General features: G+C 74.1%; 9 protein-coding genes. All 9 read left to right on the plus strand.

Annotated elements, in window-relative coordinates:
• Positions 1 to 2,469, plus strand: a 2,469-nt coding sequence (gene infB, locus ATM99_RS06140; protein ID WP_062102045.1) for a translation initiation factor IF-2, incomplete at its 5' end; no start/stop codon positions are given.
• A 196-nt stretch (positions 2,470 to 2,665) separates the two neighbouring features.
• Positions 2,666 to 3,100, plus strand: a complete 435-nt coding sequence (gene rbfA, locus ATM99_RS06145; protein WP_062102046.1) for a 30S ribosome-binding factor RbfA — start codon at positions 2,666 to 2,668, stop codon at positions 3,098 to 3,100.
• On the plus strand, positions 3,097 to 4,053 hold the full coding sequence (gene truB, locus ATM99_RS06150) for a tRNA pseudouridine(55) synthase TruB (protein ID WP_062102047.1): 957 nt from the start codon (positions 3,097 to 3,099) through the stop codon (positions 4,051 to 4,053). The genes rbfA and truB overlap by 4 nt, the downstream gene beginning before the upstream one ends.
• A 201-nt stretch (positions 4,054 to 4,254) precedes the next feature.
• Positions 4,255 to 7,518: a glycoside hydrolase family 9 protein gene (locus ATM99_RS06155; protein WP_223304827.1), complete on the plus strand. Its 3,264-nt coding sequence runs from the start codon at positions 4,255 to 4,257 to the stop codon at positions 7,516 to 7,518.
• A gap of 172 nt (positions 7,519 to 7,690) precedes the next feature.
• The gene (locus ATM99_RS06160) at positions 7,691 to 8,677 is read left to right on the plus strand and encodes a bifunctional riboflavin kinase/FAD synthetase (RefSeq protein WP_062102049.1); all 987 of its coding nucleotides are present in this window, start codon (positions 7,691 to 7,693) and stop codon (positions 8,675 to 8,677) included.
• 135 nt (positions 8,678 to 8,812) lie between these two features.
• Entirely contained in the window at positions 8,813 to 9,082 is a 270-nt protein-coding gene (gene rpsO, locus ATM99_RS06165) for a 30S ribosomal protein S15 (protein WP_046528127.1), read from the plus strand.
• Positions 9,083 to 9,285: 203 nt separating this feature from the next.
• The gene (locus ATM99_RS06170) at positions 9,286 to 11,526 is read left to right on the plus strand and encodes a polyribonucleotide nucleotidyltransferase (protein WP_062102050.1); all 2,241 of its coding nucleotides are present in this window, start codon (positions 9,286 to 9,288) and stop codon (positions 11,524 to 11,526) included.
• A 1-nt stretch (position 11,527) separates the two neighbouring features.
• Positions 11,528 to 12,850, plus strand: coding sequence for a pitrilysin family protein (locus ATM99_RS06175; RefSeq protein ID WP_062102051.1), 1,323 nt, complete (start codon positions 11,528 to 11,530; stop codon positions 12,848 to 12,850).
• 78 nt (positions 12,851 to 12,928) lie between these two features.
• Entirely contained in the window at positions 12,929 to 13,756 is an 828-nt protein-coding gene (locus ATM99_RS06180; protein WP_062102052.1) for a helix-turn-helix transcriptional regulator, read from the plus strand.
• Positions 13,757 to 13,813: the final 57 nt, after the last annotated feature.

Consider the following 13,813-nt stretch of genomic DNA (forward strand, 5'->3'; position numbering starts at 1 on the left):
ACGCCCGGCGCCCGTCCCGGTGCCCCGCGTCCCGCGCAGGGCGGCGGCTCCGGTGCGCCCGGTGGCGCCCGTCCGGGCGCGCCGCGCCCCGCGGCTCGCCCCGGCAACAACCCCTTCGCGCCCTCGCAGGGCATGCCGCGCGGCGGCGACCGCTCCGGCGGTCCGCGTCCCGGCGGTCCCCGCCCGGGCAACAACCCGTTCGCGTCCTCGCAGGGCATGCCGCGTCCCGGTGACCGGCGTCCCGCCGAGGGCGCCCCGGCCGCGGCCGCGGGCGAGCGTCCCGGCGGTCCCCGTCCGGGCGGTCCGCGTCCCGGTGGCCCGCGTCCCAACCCGGGCATGATGCCCGGCCGCACCCAGAGCGGTGTCGGTCGCCCCGGCGAGCGTCCCGCGGGTGCGGGCGCCGGTCGCGGCGGCGGCGGTCGCGGCGGCTTCGGCGGCGGTGCGCGACCCGGTGGCGGTGCTCCCGGCGGTGGCGGCGGCTTCGCCGGTCGTCCCGGCGGCGGCGGTCGTCCCGGCGGTGCCGGTCGCGGCTCGACCCAGGGCGCGTTCGGTCGCGCCGGCGGTCGTCCGGTCCGCGGGCGGAAGTCGAAGCGCGCGAAGCGCCAGGAGTTCGAGGCCATGCAGGCCCCGTCGCTCGGTGGCGTCAGCGTCCCGCGCGGCAACGGCAAGACGGTCATCCGCCTGCGTCACGGCTCGTCGCTCAACGACTTCGCCGACAAGATCGACGCCAACCCGGCAGCCCTCGTCACGGTGCTGTTCCACCTCGGTGAGATGGCGACCGCGACGCAGTCGCTCGACGAGGACACGTTCGGCACGCTCGCGGCCGAGCTCGGCTACGTCATCGAGATGGTGTCGGCCGAGGAGGAGGACCGCGAGCTGCTCGGGTCCTTCGACATCGACCTCGACGCCGAGCTCGAGGCCGAGGGCGACGACGACCTCATGGCGCGTCCCCCCGTGGTCACCGTCATGGGCCACGTCGACCACGGAAAGACCAAGCTCCTCGACGCGATCCGCTCCACGGACGTCGTCGCGGGCGAGGCCGGCGGCATCACGCAGCACATCGGTGCCTACCAGGTCCGTGCCGAGCACGAGGGCCAGGAGCGGGCCATCACGTTCATCGACACCCCGGGTCACGAGGCGTTCACCGCCATGCGTGCCCGTGGTGCGCAGGTCACCGACATCGCGATCCTCGTGGTCGCGGCGGACGACGGCGTGATGCCCCAGACCATCGAGGCGCTCAACCACGCGCAGGCGGCCAACGTGCCGATCGTCGTGGCGGTCAACAAGGTGGACAAGGAGTCGGCGAACCCCGACAAGATCCGCCAGCAGCTGACCGAGTACAACCTCGTGGCCGAGGAGTACGGCGGCGACACGATGTTCGTCAACGTCTCGGCGAAGCAGCGCATGGGCATCGACGAGCTCCTCGAGGCCGTCCTGCTCACCGCCGACGCGTCGCTCGACCTGCGGGCCAACCCCGACAAGGACGCGCGTGGCGTCGCCATCGAGGCGAACCTCGACAAGGGCCGCGGCGCGGTCGCGACCGTCCTGGTCCAGTCCGGCACGCTGCGCGTCGGTGACGCGATCGTCGCGGGCACGGCCCACGGCCGCGTCCGCGCGATGTTCGACGAGCACGGCGAGACCGTCGCCGAGGCGGGCCCGGCCCGTCCGGTCCAGGTCCTCGGCCTGGCGTCGGTGCCGAGCGCGGGTGACACGTTCCTCGTGGCGCCCGACGAGCGGACCGCGCGGCAGATCGCCGAGAAGCGCGAGGCGGCCGAGCGTGCCGCCCTCCTGGCCAAGCGCCGCAAGCGCATCAGCCTCGAGGACTTCACGCAGGCGCTCCAGCAGGGCAAGGTCGAGACCCTCAACCTCGTCCTCAAGGGCGACGTGTCGGGTGCCGTCGAGGCGCTCGAGGACGCGCTGCTCAAGATCGACGTCGGCGACGAGGTCGACCTGCGCGTCATCCACCGCGGTGTGGGTGCCATCACGCAGAACGACGTCAACCTCGCCACCGTCGACAACGCGATCATCATCGGCTTCAACGTGAAGTACGCGGAGCGCGTCGAGGAGCTGGCCGACCGCGAGGGCGTCGACGTGCGCTTCTACTCGGTCATCTACCAGGCGATCGACGACGTCGAGGCGGCCCTCAAGGGCATGCTCAAGCCGGAGTACGAGGAGGTGCAGCTCGGGACCGCCGAGGTGCGCGAGGTGTTCCGCTCCTCCAAGTTCGGCAACATCGCCGGTTCGCTCGTGCGCTCGGGCACGATCGTCCGCAACTCGAAGGCCCGCGTCCTGCGCGGCGGCAAGGTCGTGGGGGACAACCTCACGATCGAGTCGCTCAAGCGCTTCAAGGACGACGCGACCGAGGTCCGCGAGGGCTACGAGTGCGGTATCGGTCTCGGGTCGTTCAACGACCTGCAGCCCGAGGACGTCATCGAGACGTGGGAGATGCGGGAGAAGCCGCGTTCGTGAGGTTCGTTGCCCGGGGGTGAGCCACGTGCTCGCCCCCGGGCGGCCTCCGGGAGGGGTGCGGCGGGCCTACCGCGGGCCTGGCGGCCCGTGCCAGGCCCACCACGGCCCGCCGCACCCCTCCCTGCGGCCACCCTCGTCAGTGGTGAGGTACCCCACGCCCCCGGGAGGGGGAGGGCCTGGAAGGAAGGCTGGACACATGGCTGACACAGGGCGGGCGCGCAAGCTCGCGGAGCGGGTGCAGCAGGTCGTCGCGCAGATGATCGACACGCGCGTGAAGGACCCGCGGCTCGGGTTCGTGACGGTGACCGACGTGCGCGTCACCGGCGACCTGCAGCACGCGGACGTGTACTACACCGTGCTCGGGGACGACGAGGCGCGCGCGGGGTCCGCGAAGGCGCTCGAGAGCGCCAAGGGGCTCATCCGCTCCGAGGTCGGCAAGCAGACGGGCATCCGGCTCACGCCGACGCTCGCGTTCCACCTCGACGCGGTCCCCGAGACCGCGGCGCACCTCGAGTCGGCGCTGTCCGAGGCGGCCCGTCGGGACGCCGAGGTCGCGCGCCTCGCGCAGGGTGCCCGGTACGCCGGCGACGAGGACCCGTACCGCCGCGCCGACGACGACACCGCCGAGTGAGCCGACCCGAGCGGGCGGCCCGCCCGCCCGCCGGGCCGCGCCGCCCCACGGCCGACGACGGCGTGCTCGTCGTCGACAAGCCCGCGGGCTGGACCAGCCACGACGTCGTGGCCCGCGTGCGGCGGCTGGCGTCGACCCGCAAGGTCGGCCACGCCGGCACGCTCGACCCCATGGCGACGGGCGTGCTGGTGATCGGCGTCGGGCGTGCGACCCGTCTGCTCACGTACGTCACGGGCGCCGACAAGGACTACACCGCCACCGTGCGCCTCGGGGTCGCGACGACCACCGACGACGCCGAGGGCGAGACCGTGGTCGTCCACGACGCGTCGGGCCTCACGCGGGACGACCTCGCCGCACCCGTGGCCGCGCTCACCGGCGACATCCAGCAGGTGCCGAGCAGCGTGTCGGCCATCAAGGTCGACGGGCAGCGCGCCTACGCCCGCGTGCGGTCCGGCGAGGACGTCGAGCTCGCCGCGCGCCCGGTGCACGTGGCCCGTCTCGACGTGCTCGACGTGCGTCCCGCGACCGTCGACGGCGTCGGGGTCCTCGACGTCGACGTGGCCGTGACCTGCTCGTCGGGCACGTACGTCCGTGCCCTGGCGAGGGACCTGGGTGCGGCGCTCGGCGTCGGCGGGCACCTCACCGCGCTGCGCCGGACCCGTGTGGCGGGCTACGGGCTGGCCGACGCACGCACGCTCGACGCCCTCGCGGCCACGCCCGAGGACCGGGCGGTGGCGGTCCTTCCGCTCGCGGACGCCGCGCGTGCCGCGCTGCCGGCGCGCGAGCTCGACGAGGCGGATGCCCGCGCGCTGTCCTACGGCCAGGGCGTCGACGCCACCGGTGCGCCGGACGGGCCGCTCGCCGCGCTCGGGCCCGACGGGTCGCTCGTCGCGGTGGTCGAGCGTCGCGGGCCCCGGCTGCGGCCTGTCGTGGTGTTCTCGCCCGCGTCCTGAGCGCTCCTCCGCGTCGAGCGGACGAGCGTGATGGGACGCCGTGCCGCCCCGATGCGCACCGCAGCACGTCGGACTCTTCCGGATCGTCCGGTTCACCCCTACCCTGGCTCGCACGACGAGCGCCTCCCACACCGAGGTGGGAGCGCTCCCGAACCCAGGGGAGACGACGTGGTTTCTCGACGTGCACGACGGACCGCCCGCGTGGCGACCGCCCTCACGGCCGCCGCCGTCCTCGCCGGCGCCGGGCTGGCGCCCGCGACGGCGGTCGACGACGACTTCGACGACGGGCCCGGCGCGTGGGTCGCCTACGGCACGGACGGCGACGTGGACACGAGCGCGGGGGCGCTGTGCGTCGACGTGCCTGCCGGCTCCGCGCAGTACGGCGTGGGCGTCGTGCTCAACGGCGTCGCTGTCGAGGAGGGGACGACCTACACGCTCGCGTACACGGCCAGCGCGTCGACCGACGTCACGATCCGGGCGCTCGTCGGCCAGAACGGCGCGCCCTACGGCACGGTGCTCGACACGAGCCCGTCCCTCACGGCCTCACCCACGGCCGTCGAGGAGGTGTTCACCGCGACCGCGTCCTACCCCGCGACGGCGACGGACGAGGAGCCCGAGGGGCAGATCGCGTTCCAGCTCGGCGGGTTCACGCCCGACGCGTGGACGTTCTGCCTCGACGACGTCACGTTCTCCGGCGACGCCGAGCTCCTGCCGCACACGTCGTTCGCCGAGGACCTCGGGCCCTGGGGCCTGTACGGCACGGGCGACCCGACGTTCGCCGACGGCGAGATGTGCGTCGACGTGCCCGGCGGCAACGCGAACCCGTGGGACGCGGGTCTGTCGTTCACGGGCCTGCCGATCGAGGAGGGCGAGAACTACGTGCTGACCTTCACGGGTCGCACGGAGCCCGCCACTCCCGTGCGCGCGATCGTCGGCGAGGGCGGCGGTGCGTACCGTACGGTGCTCGACCAGTCCGCCGCACCGCTCGGGACGCAGGCCACGACCCTGACGTACCCGTTCACGGCGGCGCACACGTTCCCCGCCGACGGCGAGGCCGCCGGCCAGGTGGCGTTCCACCTGGGCAAGGCCGCGCCGTACACGTTCTGCCTCTCGGAGGTCTCGTTGACCACGTCCGCCACCCCGCCGCCCGCCTACGAGCCGGACACCGGTCCGCGCGTGCGCGTCAACCAGGTGGGGTACCTGCCGCAGGGCCCGAAGCGCGCGACGCTCGTGACCGACGCGACGGAGCCCGTCGCGTGGGAGCTGCACGACGCCGACGGCGCGACCCTCGCGCAGGGCACGACGCAGGTCGTCGGCGCGGACGCGTCGTCGGGTCGGGACGTGCACGTCGTCGACTTCTCCGACGTCACGGCCACGGGGACCGGTCTGACGCTCGTCGCGGACGGCGAGACGAGCCACCCGTTCGCGATCGCCGCGGACCTGTACGCCCAGCTGCGGTACGACGCGCTCAACTACTTCTACCTCGCGCGGTCGGGCACCGACATCGAGGCGTCGATCGTCGGCGAGCAGTACGCGCGCGAGGCCGGGCACGTCGGCGTCGCCCCGAACCAGGGCGACACCGCGGTGCCGTGCATCGGGCCGCGCGACTACTACGACGGCTGGACGTGCGACTACACGCTCGACGTGAGCGGCGGCTGGTACGACGCGGGCGACCACGGCAAGTACGTCGTCAACGGCGGCATCGCCGTCGCGCAGCTGCTCTCGACGTACGAGCGCACGCTCACGGCCGCGACGGCGCAGCCGGGTGCGCTGGACGACGGCACGCTCGCCCTGCCGGAGCACGGCGACGGCGTCCCCGACGTCCTCGACGAGGCGCGCTGGGAGCTCGACTGGATGCTGCGGATGGTCGCGCCGTCCGGCGAGTACGCCGGCATGGTGCACCACAAGATCCACGACGAGGGCTGGACGGGTCTGCCGCTCATGCCCGCGGACGACGCGCAGCCGCGCTCGCTGCACCGGCCGTCCACGGCGGCGACGCTCAACGTCGCGGCCGTCGCGGCCCAGGGCGCGCGCCTGTTCGCGCCGTACGACCAGGGGTTCGCCGACACGCTGCTCGCGGCGGCGCGCTCGACGTACGACGCGGCGCTCGCGCACCCCGACGTCTACGCACCGGCCGCCGCGGGCAGCGACGGCGGCGGCCCGTACGACGACGCCGACGTCACCGACGAGTTCTACTGGGCGGCCGCCGAGCTGTTCGTCACGACCGGTGAGCAGCGGTACGCCGACGACGTCGCGGCCAGCCGGCACCACACGGGCGACGTGTTCGGCGTCGGCGGGTTCTCGTGGGGGAGCACGGCCGCGCTGGGCCGGCTCACGCTCGCGACCGTGCCGAACGCGCTGCCCGACCGCGACGCGGCCAGGGCGTCGGTCGTCGCCGCGGCCGACGCGTACCTCGCGGCCCAGGACGCGCAGCCGTGGGGCTCGGTGTACTCGCCGACCGGTGGCGTGTACGACTGGGGCTCGAACTCCTCGGTCGCGAACATCCTCGTCGTGACCGCGACCGCGTACGACCTCACGCACGACGAGCGGTACCTGCGCGGCACGCTCGAGGGCCTCGACTACCTGTTCGGCCGCAACGCCCTCAACCACTCCTACGTGACGGGCTGGGGGACGGTGTCGTCGCAGAACCAGCACTCGCGCTGGTTCGCGGCGCAGCTCGACCCGTCGCTGCCGCACCCGCCGGTCGGCTCGCTCGCCGGCGGGCCCAACTCGATCGCCTCCACGTGGGACCCGACCATGCAGGCCGCGTTCACCGAGGGGTGCGCACCGGCCACCTGCTACCTCGACGAGATCAGCTCGTGGGCGTCGAACGAGCTCACGATCAACTGGAACTCGGCGCTGTCGTGGGTCGCGTCGTTCGTCGCGGACCAGCGCGACGGGTCGGTCGCGGCGGTCGCGCCCGCCGTCACGACCCAGCCGGTCGACGTCAGCGTCGCGCTCGGTGCGACTGCGACGTTCACGGCCGCCGCCTCGGGCGTCCCGGCGCCGACCGTGCAGTGGCAGGTCGGTGACGGTCGCGGGTGGCGGGACGTCGCCGGTGCGACCGGTGCGTCGCTCGACGTCGTCGCGACCGCGGCGAACGCCGGCACGAGGTACCGCGCGGTGTTCACGAACGCGTCGGGCTCCGTGACGAGCGACGTCGCCCGCCTGGTCGTCGCGTCGTCCGCGCCCGTCGTCGTGCGGCAGCCGGCCGACACGACGGCGCGCCTGGGCACCTGGGCGACGTTCGAGGCGGCGGCGAGCGGGTACCCGCAGCCGACGGTCCGCTGGCAGTTCCGCTGGTTCTCCGGTCCGTGGCTGCCCGTGCCCGGTGCGCACGCCACGACCCTGCGGGTGCCGGTCACGCCGCTGGCGATCGGCACGCAGTACCGCGCGGTCTTCACGAACGACGCCGGGCGTGCCACCTCCGACGGGGCGCGGCTGACGCTGCGGTTCGGGCGCTGAGGTGCGACGGCGCCCCGTCGGTCGCGACCGGCGGGGCGCCGTCGTCCGTGCTCCGCACGTCGCCGCGCGTCCCCGGCGGACTCGTCGCCGCGGCCGGTGACGGCCACGGGCCCCGGGCGTGGCAGGCTTGTCCGCCGGGTCCCGCGTGCGCGGGGCGCAGACGGGAGCGGGTGTGCAGGTCTGGACCGACGTGTCGCAGGTGCCCACGGCGTGGGGGCCGTCCGTCGTGACGCTCGGCAACTTCGACGGCGTCCACCGCGGGCACGTCGCGGTGCTGACGCGCATGGTCGCCGACGCGCGCGCCGTGGGCGCGCAGGCGGTCGCCGTGACGTTCACGCCGCACCCCGCACAGGTGCACCGGCCGCTCGAGGCGCCGCCGCTGCTGCTGGGCGACGCGGACCGGCTCGAGCTGCTCGCCGGCACGGGGCTGGACGCCGCGCTGCTCGTCACGTACACGCTCGACTTCGCGCGGCAGACGCCTGAGGCATTCGTGCGGCGCTACCTCGTGGACGCGCTGCACGCGCGGACCGTCGTGGTGGGCCGTGACGTGCGGTTCGGCTGGCAGAACGCGGGTGACCTGACGACGATGCGCGAGCTGGGGGAGCGGCACGGCTTCGAGGTCGAGGTCATCGACGACGTGCGTCCCGACGACGAGGACGCGCCGGGCTACCGACGCTGGTCCTCGACGTGGGTGCGCGAGCTCCTCGCGGCCGGTGACGTCCGTGCCGCGAGCGACGTGCTCGGGCGCACGCACCACGTGCGGGGCGTCGTCGTGCACGGCGACGCGCGCGGCCGCGAGCTCGGGTACCCCACGGCGAACCTGGGCGACGTCGCGGGCATGATCCCCGCCGACGGCGTGTACGCGGGGTGGCTGCGCCGCGAGCGGCGCGCCGACGGCACGTCCGTGCCGGAGTCCGAGCGCGTGCTGCCCGCGGCCGTGTCGATCGGCACCAACCCGACCTTCGACGGGCGCGACCGCCGCGTCGAGGCCTACGTGCTGGACCGCACCGACCTCGACCTCTACGACGACGAGGTCGTGCTCGAGCTCGTCGAGCGGCTGCGTCCGACGCTGCGGTTCGACTCGGTCGACGCGCTGCTCGAGCGCATGGCCCGCGACGTCGACGACGTGCGGCGGGTGCTCGCGGTCTCCGCACCCTGATCACGGCGTCGGACCCACGGACCGCACGTGCCGAGGTGCGGTAGAGTGACCGTGCCGTACGACCGGCCGCGGACCGAGAGAGCCCGGGTGGACATGCCCCGGCGCACCGCGCAACGAAGATCCTGAGGAGACACCGTGTCGCTCGACCCCGCCACGAAGCAGGCCATCATGGCCGAGTACGCCACCCACGAGGGCGACACCGGCTCGCCCGAGGTCCAGATCGCCGTGCTGACGCGCCGCATCAACGACCTGAACGAGCACCTCAAGGAGCACAAGCACGACCACCACAGCCGTCGTGGTCTGCTCCTCCTGGTCGGGCGCCGTCGTCGCCTCCAGGCCTACCTGCAGAAGATCGACATCAACCGCTACCGCGCCCTCATCGAGCGGCTCGGCCTGCGTCGCTGAACCACCTGGACCAGCCCGGACCGTCTCGGTCCGGGCTGGTCCTGCGTACGGGGTCGGTACCCCGCACGCACGCACCACCGCATCCCACCGCGCCGACCCGCTCGTCCGGTCCTCGGTAGTGGCTCCCGGAACTCGTGTCCGGGTACCACGGTCGAAGACCGTCGCGGGGCTGGGCGGCGCCTTCGAGAACAAGGAGGGCACCCGTGGAGGGTCCCGAGATCCAGTTCGCCGAGGCCGTGATCGACAACGGTCGCTTCGGCACCCGCACCGTCCGCTTCGAGACGGGCCGCATCGCCAAGCAGGCCGCCGGCTCCGCCGTGGCCTACCTCGACGACGACACGATGCTGCTGTCGGCCACGACGGCCGGCAAGCACCCGCGCGAGGGCTTCGACTTCTTCCCCCTGACGGTCGACGTCGAGGAGCGCCAGTACGCCGCGGGCAAGATCCCCGGCTCGTTCTTCCGTCGCGAGGGCCGCCCCTCGACCGACGCGATCCTCGCGTGCCGTCTCATCGACCGCCCGCTGCGCCCCCTGTTCGTCAAGGGCCTGCGCAACGAGGTCCAGGTCGTCGTCACGGTCCTGTCGATCAACCCCGACGACGCGTACGACGTGCTGGCGATCAACGCCGCGTCGATCAGCACCCAGATCTCCGGCCTGCCGTTCACGGGCCCCGTCGGGGCCGTGCGCATCGCGCTGATCGACGGCCAGTGGGTCGCGTTCCCGCGCTACACCGAGCGCGAGCGGGCCACCTTCGAGATCGTCGTCGCCGGTCGCGTCGTCGAGGGCGGCGACGTCGCCATCGCGATGATCGAGGCCGAGGCGCCCGAGAAGTCGTGGGACCTCATCAAGAACGAGGGTGGCGTCGCGCCGACCGAGGCCGTCGTCGCCGAGGGCCTGGAGGCGTCGAAGCCGTTCATCAAGGCCCTGGTCGAGGCGCAGCAGCAGCTCGCCGCGCAGGCCGCCAAGGAGACGCAGACCTTCCCGACGTTCCCGGACTACCAGCCCGACGCGTTCGCCGCCGTCGAGCAGGCCGCGTCCGAGCGCCTGTCCGCCGCGCTGCAGATCGCGGGCAAGCAGGACCGCGAGAACCGCCTGGACGAGATCAAGTCCGAGGTCGCCGGCGAGCTCGCCGCGCAGTTCGAGGGTCGCGAGAAGGAGATCTCCGCCGCGTACCGCTCGCTGCAGAAGCAGCTCATCCGCCAGCGGATCCTCACCGACGGCTTCCGCATCGACGGCCGTGGCCTGCGGGACATCCGCACGCTGTCGGCCGAGGTCGAGGTGCTGCCCCGCGCGCACGGCTCGGCGCTGTTCGAGCGCGGCGAGACGCAGATCCTCGGCGTCACGACGCTGAACATGCTCCGCATGGAGCAGCAGATCGACTCGCTGTCGCCCGAGACGCGCAAGCGGTACATGCACCACTACAACTTCCCGCCCTACTCGACCGGTGAGACCGGCCGTGTGGGCTCGCCCAAGCGCCGCGAGATCGGGCACGGCGCGCTCGCCGAGCGCGCGATCGTCCCGGTTCTGCCGGCCCGCGAGGACTTCCCCTACGCGATCCGCCAGGTCTCCGAGGCGCTGGGCTCGAACGGCTCGACCTCGATGGGTTCCGTCTGCGCCGCGACGCTGTCGCTGCTCAACGCCGGTGTCCCGCTGCGCGCGCCCGTCGCGGGCATCGCCATGGGCCTGGTGTCCGACACGGTCGACGGTGAGACCCGCTACGCGGCGCTCACCGACATCCTGGGCGCCGAGGACGCGTTCGGCGACATGGACTTCAAGGTCGCCGGCACGCGCGAGTTCGTCACCGCGATCCAGCTCGACACCAAGCTCGACGGCATCCCCGCCTCGGTGCTGGCCGGCGCGCTGACGCAGGCCAAGGAGGCGCGCCTCGCGATCCTCGACGTCATCGCCGAGGCGATCGACGTCCCGGACGAGATGAGCCCGTTCGCGCCCCGCGTCATCTCGGTGAAGGTGCCGGTCGACAAGATCGGCGAGGTCATCGGCCCGAAGGGCAAGATGATCAACCAGATCCAGGAGGAGACCGGCGCCGACATCTCCATCGAGGACGACGGCACGGTCTACATCGGCGCCACCGACGGTCCGTCGGCGGAGGCCGCGCGGGCGGCGATCAACGCGATCGCCAACCCGCACATGCCCGAGGTCGGCGAGCGCTTCGTCGGCACCGTGGTCAAGACGACGACGTTCGGCGCGTTCATCTCGCTGTCCCCGGGCAAGGACGGTCTGCTGCACATCTCGCAGATCCGCAAGCTCGTGGGCGGCAAGCGCGTCGAGAACGTCGAGGACGTCGTCAAGATCGGCCAGAAGGTCCAGGTCGAGATCGGCGAGATCGACCCGCGCGGCAAGCTCTCGCTGCACGCGGTGCTCGACGAGGCCGAGGCCGGCAGCCAGGACGAGGCCGCGGACGCGTCCGCCCCCGCCGACGTCTGACGTGCCGCTCTCCCTTCCGTTGGTCGCCCCCGGTTCGCCGGGGGCCGACCTCGTCGTCGGGCAGGACGGGGGCGCCGCCGTGCGGCGCACCGTCCTGCCCGGCGGCGTCCGGGTCCTCACCGAGCTCATGCCCGGGCTGCGCTCGGCCACGGTCGGCGCGTGGGTCGGCGTCGGCTCGCGCGACGAGACGTCGGGCCACTTCGGCTCGACGCACTTCCTCGAGCACCTGCTGTTCAAGGGCACCGCGCGACGCTCGGCGATGGACATCGCCGAGGCGTTCGACGCGGTGGGCGGCGAGGCCAACGCCGCCACCGGCAAGGAGCACACGTGCTACTACGCGCGCGTGCTCGACTCCGACGTGCCGATGGCCGTCGACGTCATCGCCGACATGGTGACGTCCGCCCGGCTCGACGCCGACGAGCTCGAGACCGAGCGCGGCGTCATCCTCGAAGAGCTCGCGATGAACGACGACGACCCGTCGGACGTCGCTCACGAGCAGTTCGCGGCCGCCGTCTTCGGCGACACGCCGCTCGGGCGTCCCATCGGGGGCACCCCGCAGACCATCCGCGACGTCCCGCGCGACGCCGTGTGGGAGCACTACCGCGAGCACTACCGCCCCGAGACCCTCGTCGTCACCGCCGCCGGGGGAGTCGACCACGACGCCCTGTGCGCGCAGGTCGAGGCAGCTCTCGCGGCCGGCGGCTGGCCGCTCGACCCCGCGGCCACGCCGCGCGCACGCCGCGCCGCCGGCGCCGCCGTGCCGCCCGCGGCGCTCGAGCTGACGATCCGCCGCTCGACCGAGCAGGCCAACGTGATCGTCGGCGGCCCCTGCCTGACCTCGACCGACCCGCGCCGGTTCGTGCTCTCGGTGCTCAGCGCGGCCCTCGGCGGCGGCATGTCGTCGCGGCTGTTCCAGGAGATCCGCGAGAAGCGCGGCCTGGCGTACTCGACGTACTCGTTCGCGACCGGCCACGCCGAGACGGGCCTGTTCGGCCTCTACGCGGGCTGCACGCCCGCCCGCGTCGACGAGGTGACCGCGCTCATGGTCGCCGAGCTCGAGCGCATGGCCGACGCACCCATGGGTGCCGCGGAGCTCGCGCGCAGCATCGGCCAGCTCTGCGGCGGGCTCGTGCTCGGCATGGAGGACACGGGCTCGCGCATGAGCCGGCTCGGCAAGGCGGAGCTGGTGCACGGTGAGCTTCTCGACGTCGACGAGTCGCTGGAACGCGTGCGCGCCGTGACGGCGGCACAGGTGCAGGAGCTCGCGGCCGAGCTCGCGGCCGCGCCGCGCAGCGTCGTGCGTGTGGGCCCGTTCGGCGCCTGACCTCGTCCGTCCGCGCCGGCCCTCGGGATGGCCCCCGGGACGGCTCCCGGCGTCCGCCGCGCGCGGCATGATGGGGGCATGCCCGTCGCCGTCGACCACTACCGCCGGTATCCCGTCCCCGCCGTGCTGCGCGGCGTCGCCGAGCACGCGTGGGTCGCGCGCCACGCGGCGGGCGCCGACCACGTCGAGGTGCTGCTGCCCGACGGCCGCGGGCTCCTGCAGGTCGTGCGCGGCACGCCCGGCGAGCTCGTCGACCCGCTGACCGGTGCGCGCACGCCCGACGTCGACGGCGTGCGCGGACCCTGGACGCGCGCGGTCGTCGCGCGGCAGCGCGGCCCGGTGGTGCGGTTGGGGGTGCAGCTGCACCCGCTCGGCCCGGCACGCCTGCGCGGCGGTCGGCCTCTCGCCGACGCCTGGGCGGGCGTCGACGAGGTCGTGCCCGCCGAGGCGGTCACGCGGGCGGGCGCGCTGCTCGACGACGGGGCGGACGACGCGGCCGTCGCCACGCTGCTCGACGCGCTCGCGGCCCGTCCCCGGCACGACGGCGCCGAGCTCGACCGGCTCGAGGACGCGATCGCCTACGTCGAGGCGCACCGCGGGCTCGTGCGCGCGGGTGACATCGCGCGCGAGGTCGGCGCGAGCGTCGGCGAGCTGCACCGGTGGTGCACGACCCTGCTGGGCGTCGCGCCGGCGCAGCACCTCGCGGCCGTGCGGTTCAGCACGTTCGTGCGCGAGTCCGTCGGGCACGGCCCCGTCGACGCCGCGGCGACCGTGGCGACCGTCGAGTGGTTCGTCGAGGCGGGCTACCCGCCGCGCGAGGTCGAGCGGTTCACCGGCCTGCCGCCCGCGGAGCTGCGCCGCCTGGCCGAGCACCTGGCGCTGCACCTGCACACCGCCGCGACCTGACGCCGCACGACCTGACGCCGCAGGACCCGACGCCCGCGGACCCGACGCCCTTGCGCG

The sequence above is a fragment of the Cellulomonas sp. B6 genome (assembly GCF_001462455.1).
Classification (GTDB): domain Bacteria; phylum Actinomycetota; class Actinomycetes; order Actinomycetales; family Cellulomonadaceae; genus Cellulomonas.

Excerpts from the sequence above, each read along its gene's own strand:
- rbfA (WP_062102046.1), top strand. The coding sequence starts at position 2,666 with ATGGCTGACACAGGGCGGGCGCGCAAGCTCGCGGAGCGGGTGCAGCAG.
- ATM99_RS06180 (WP_062102052.1), top strand. The coding sequence starts at position 12,929 with ATGCCCGTCGCCGTCGACCACTACCGCCGGTATCCCGTCCCCGCCGTG.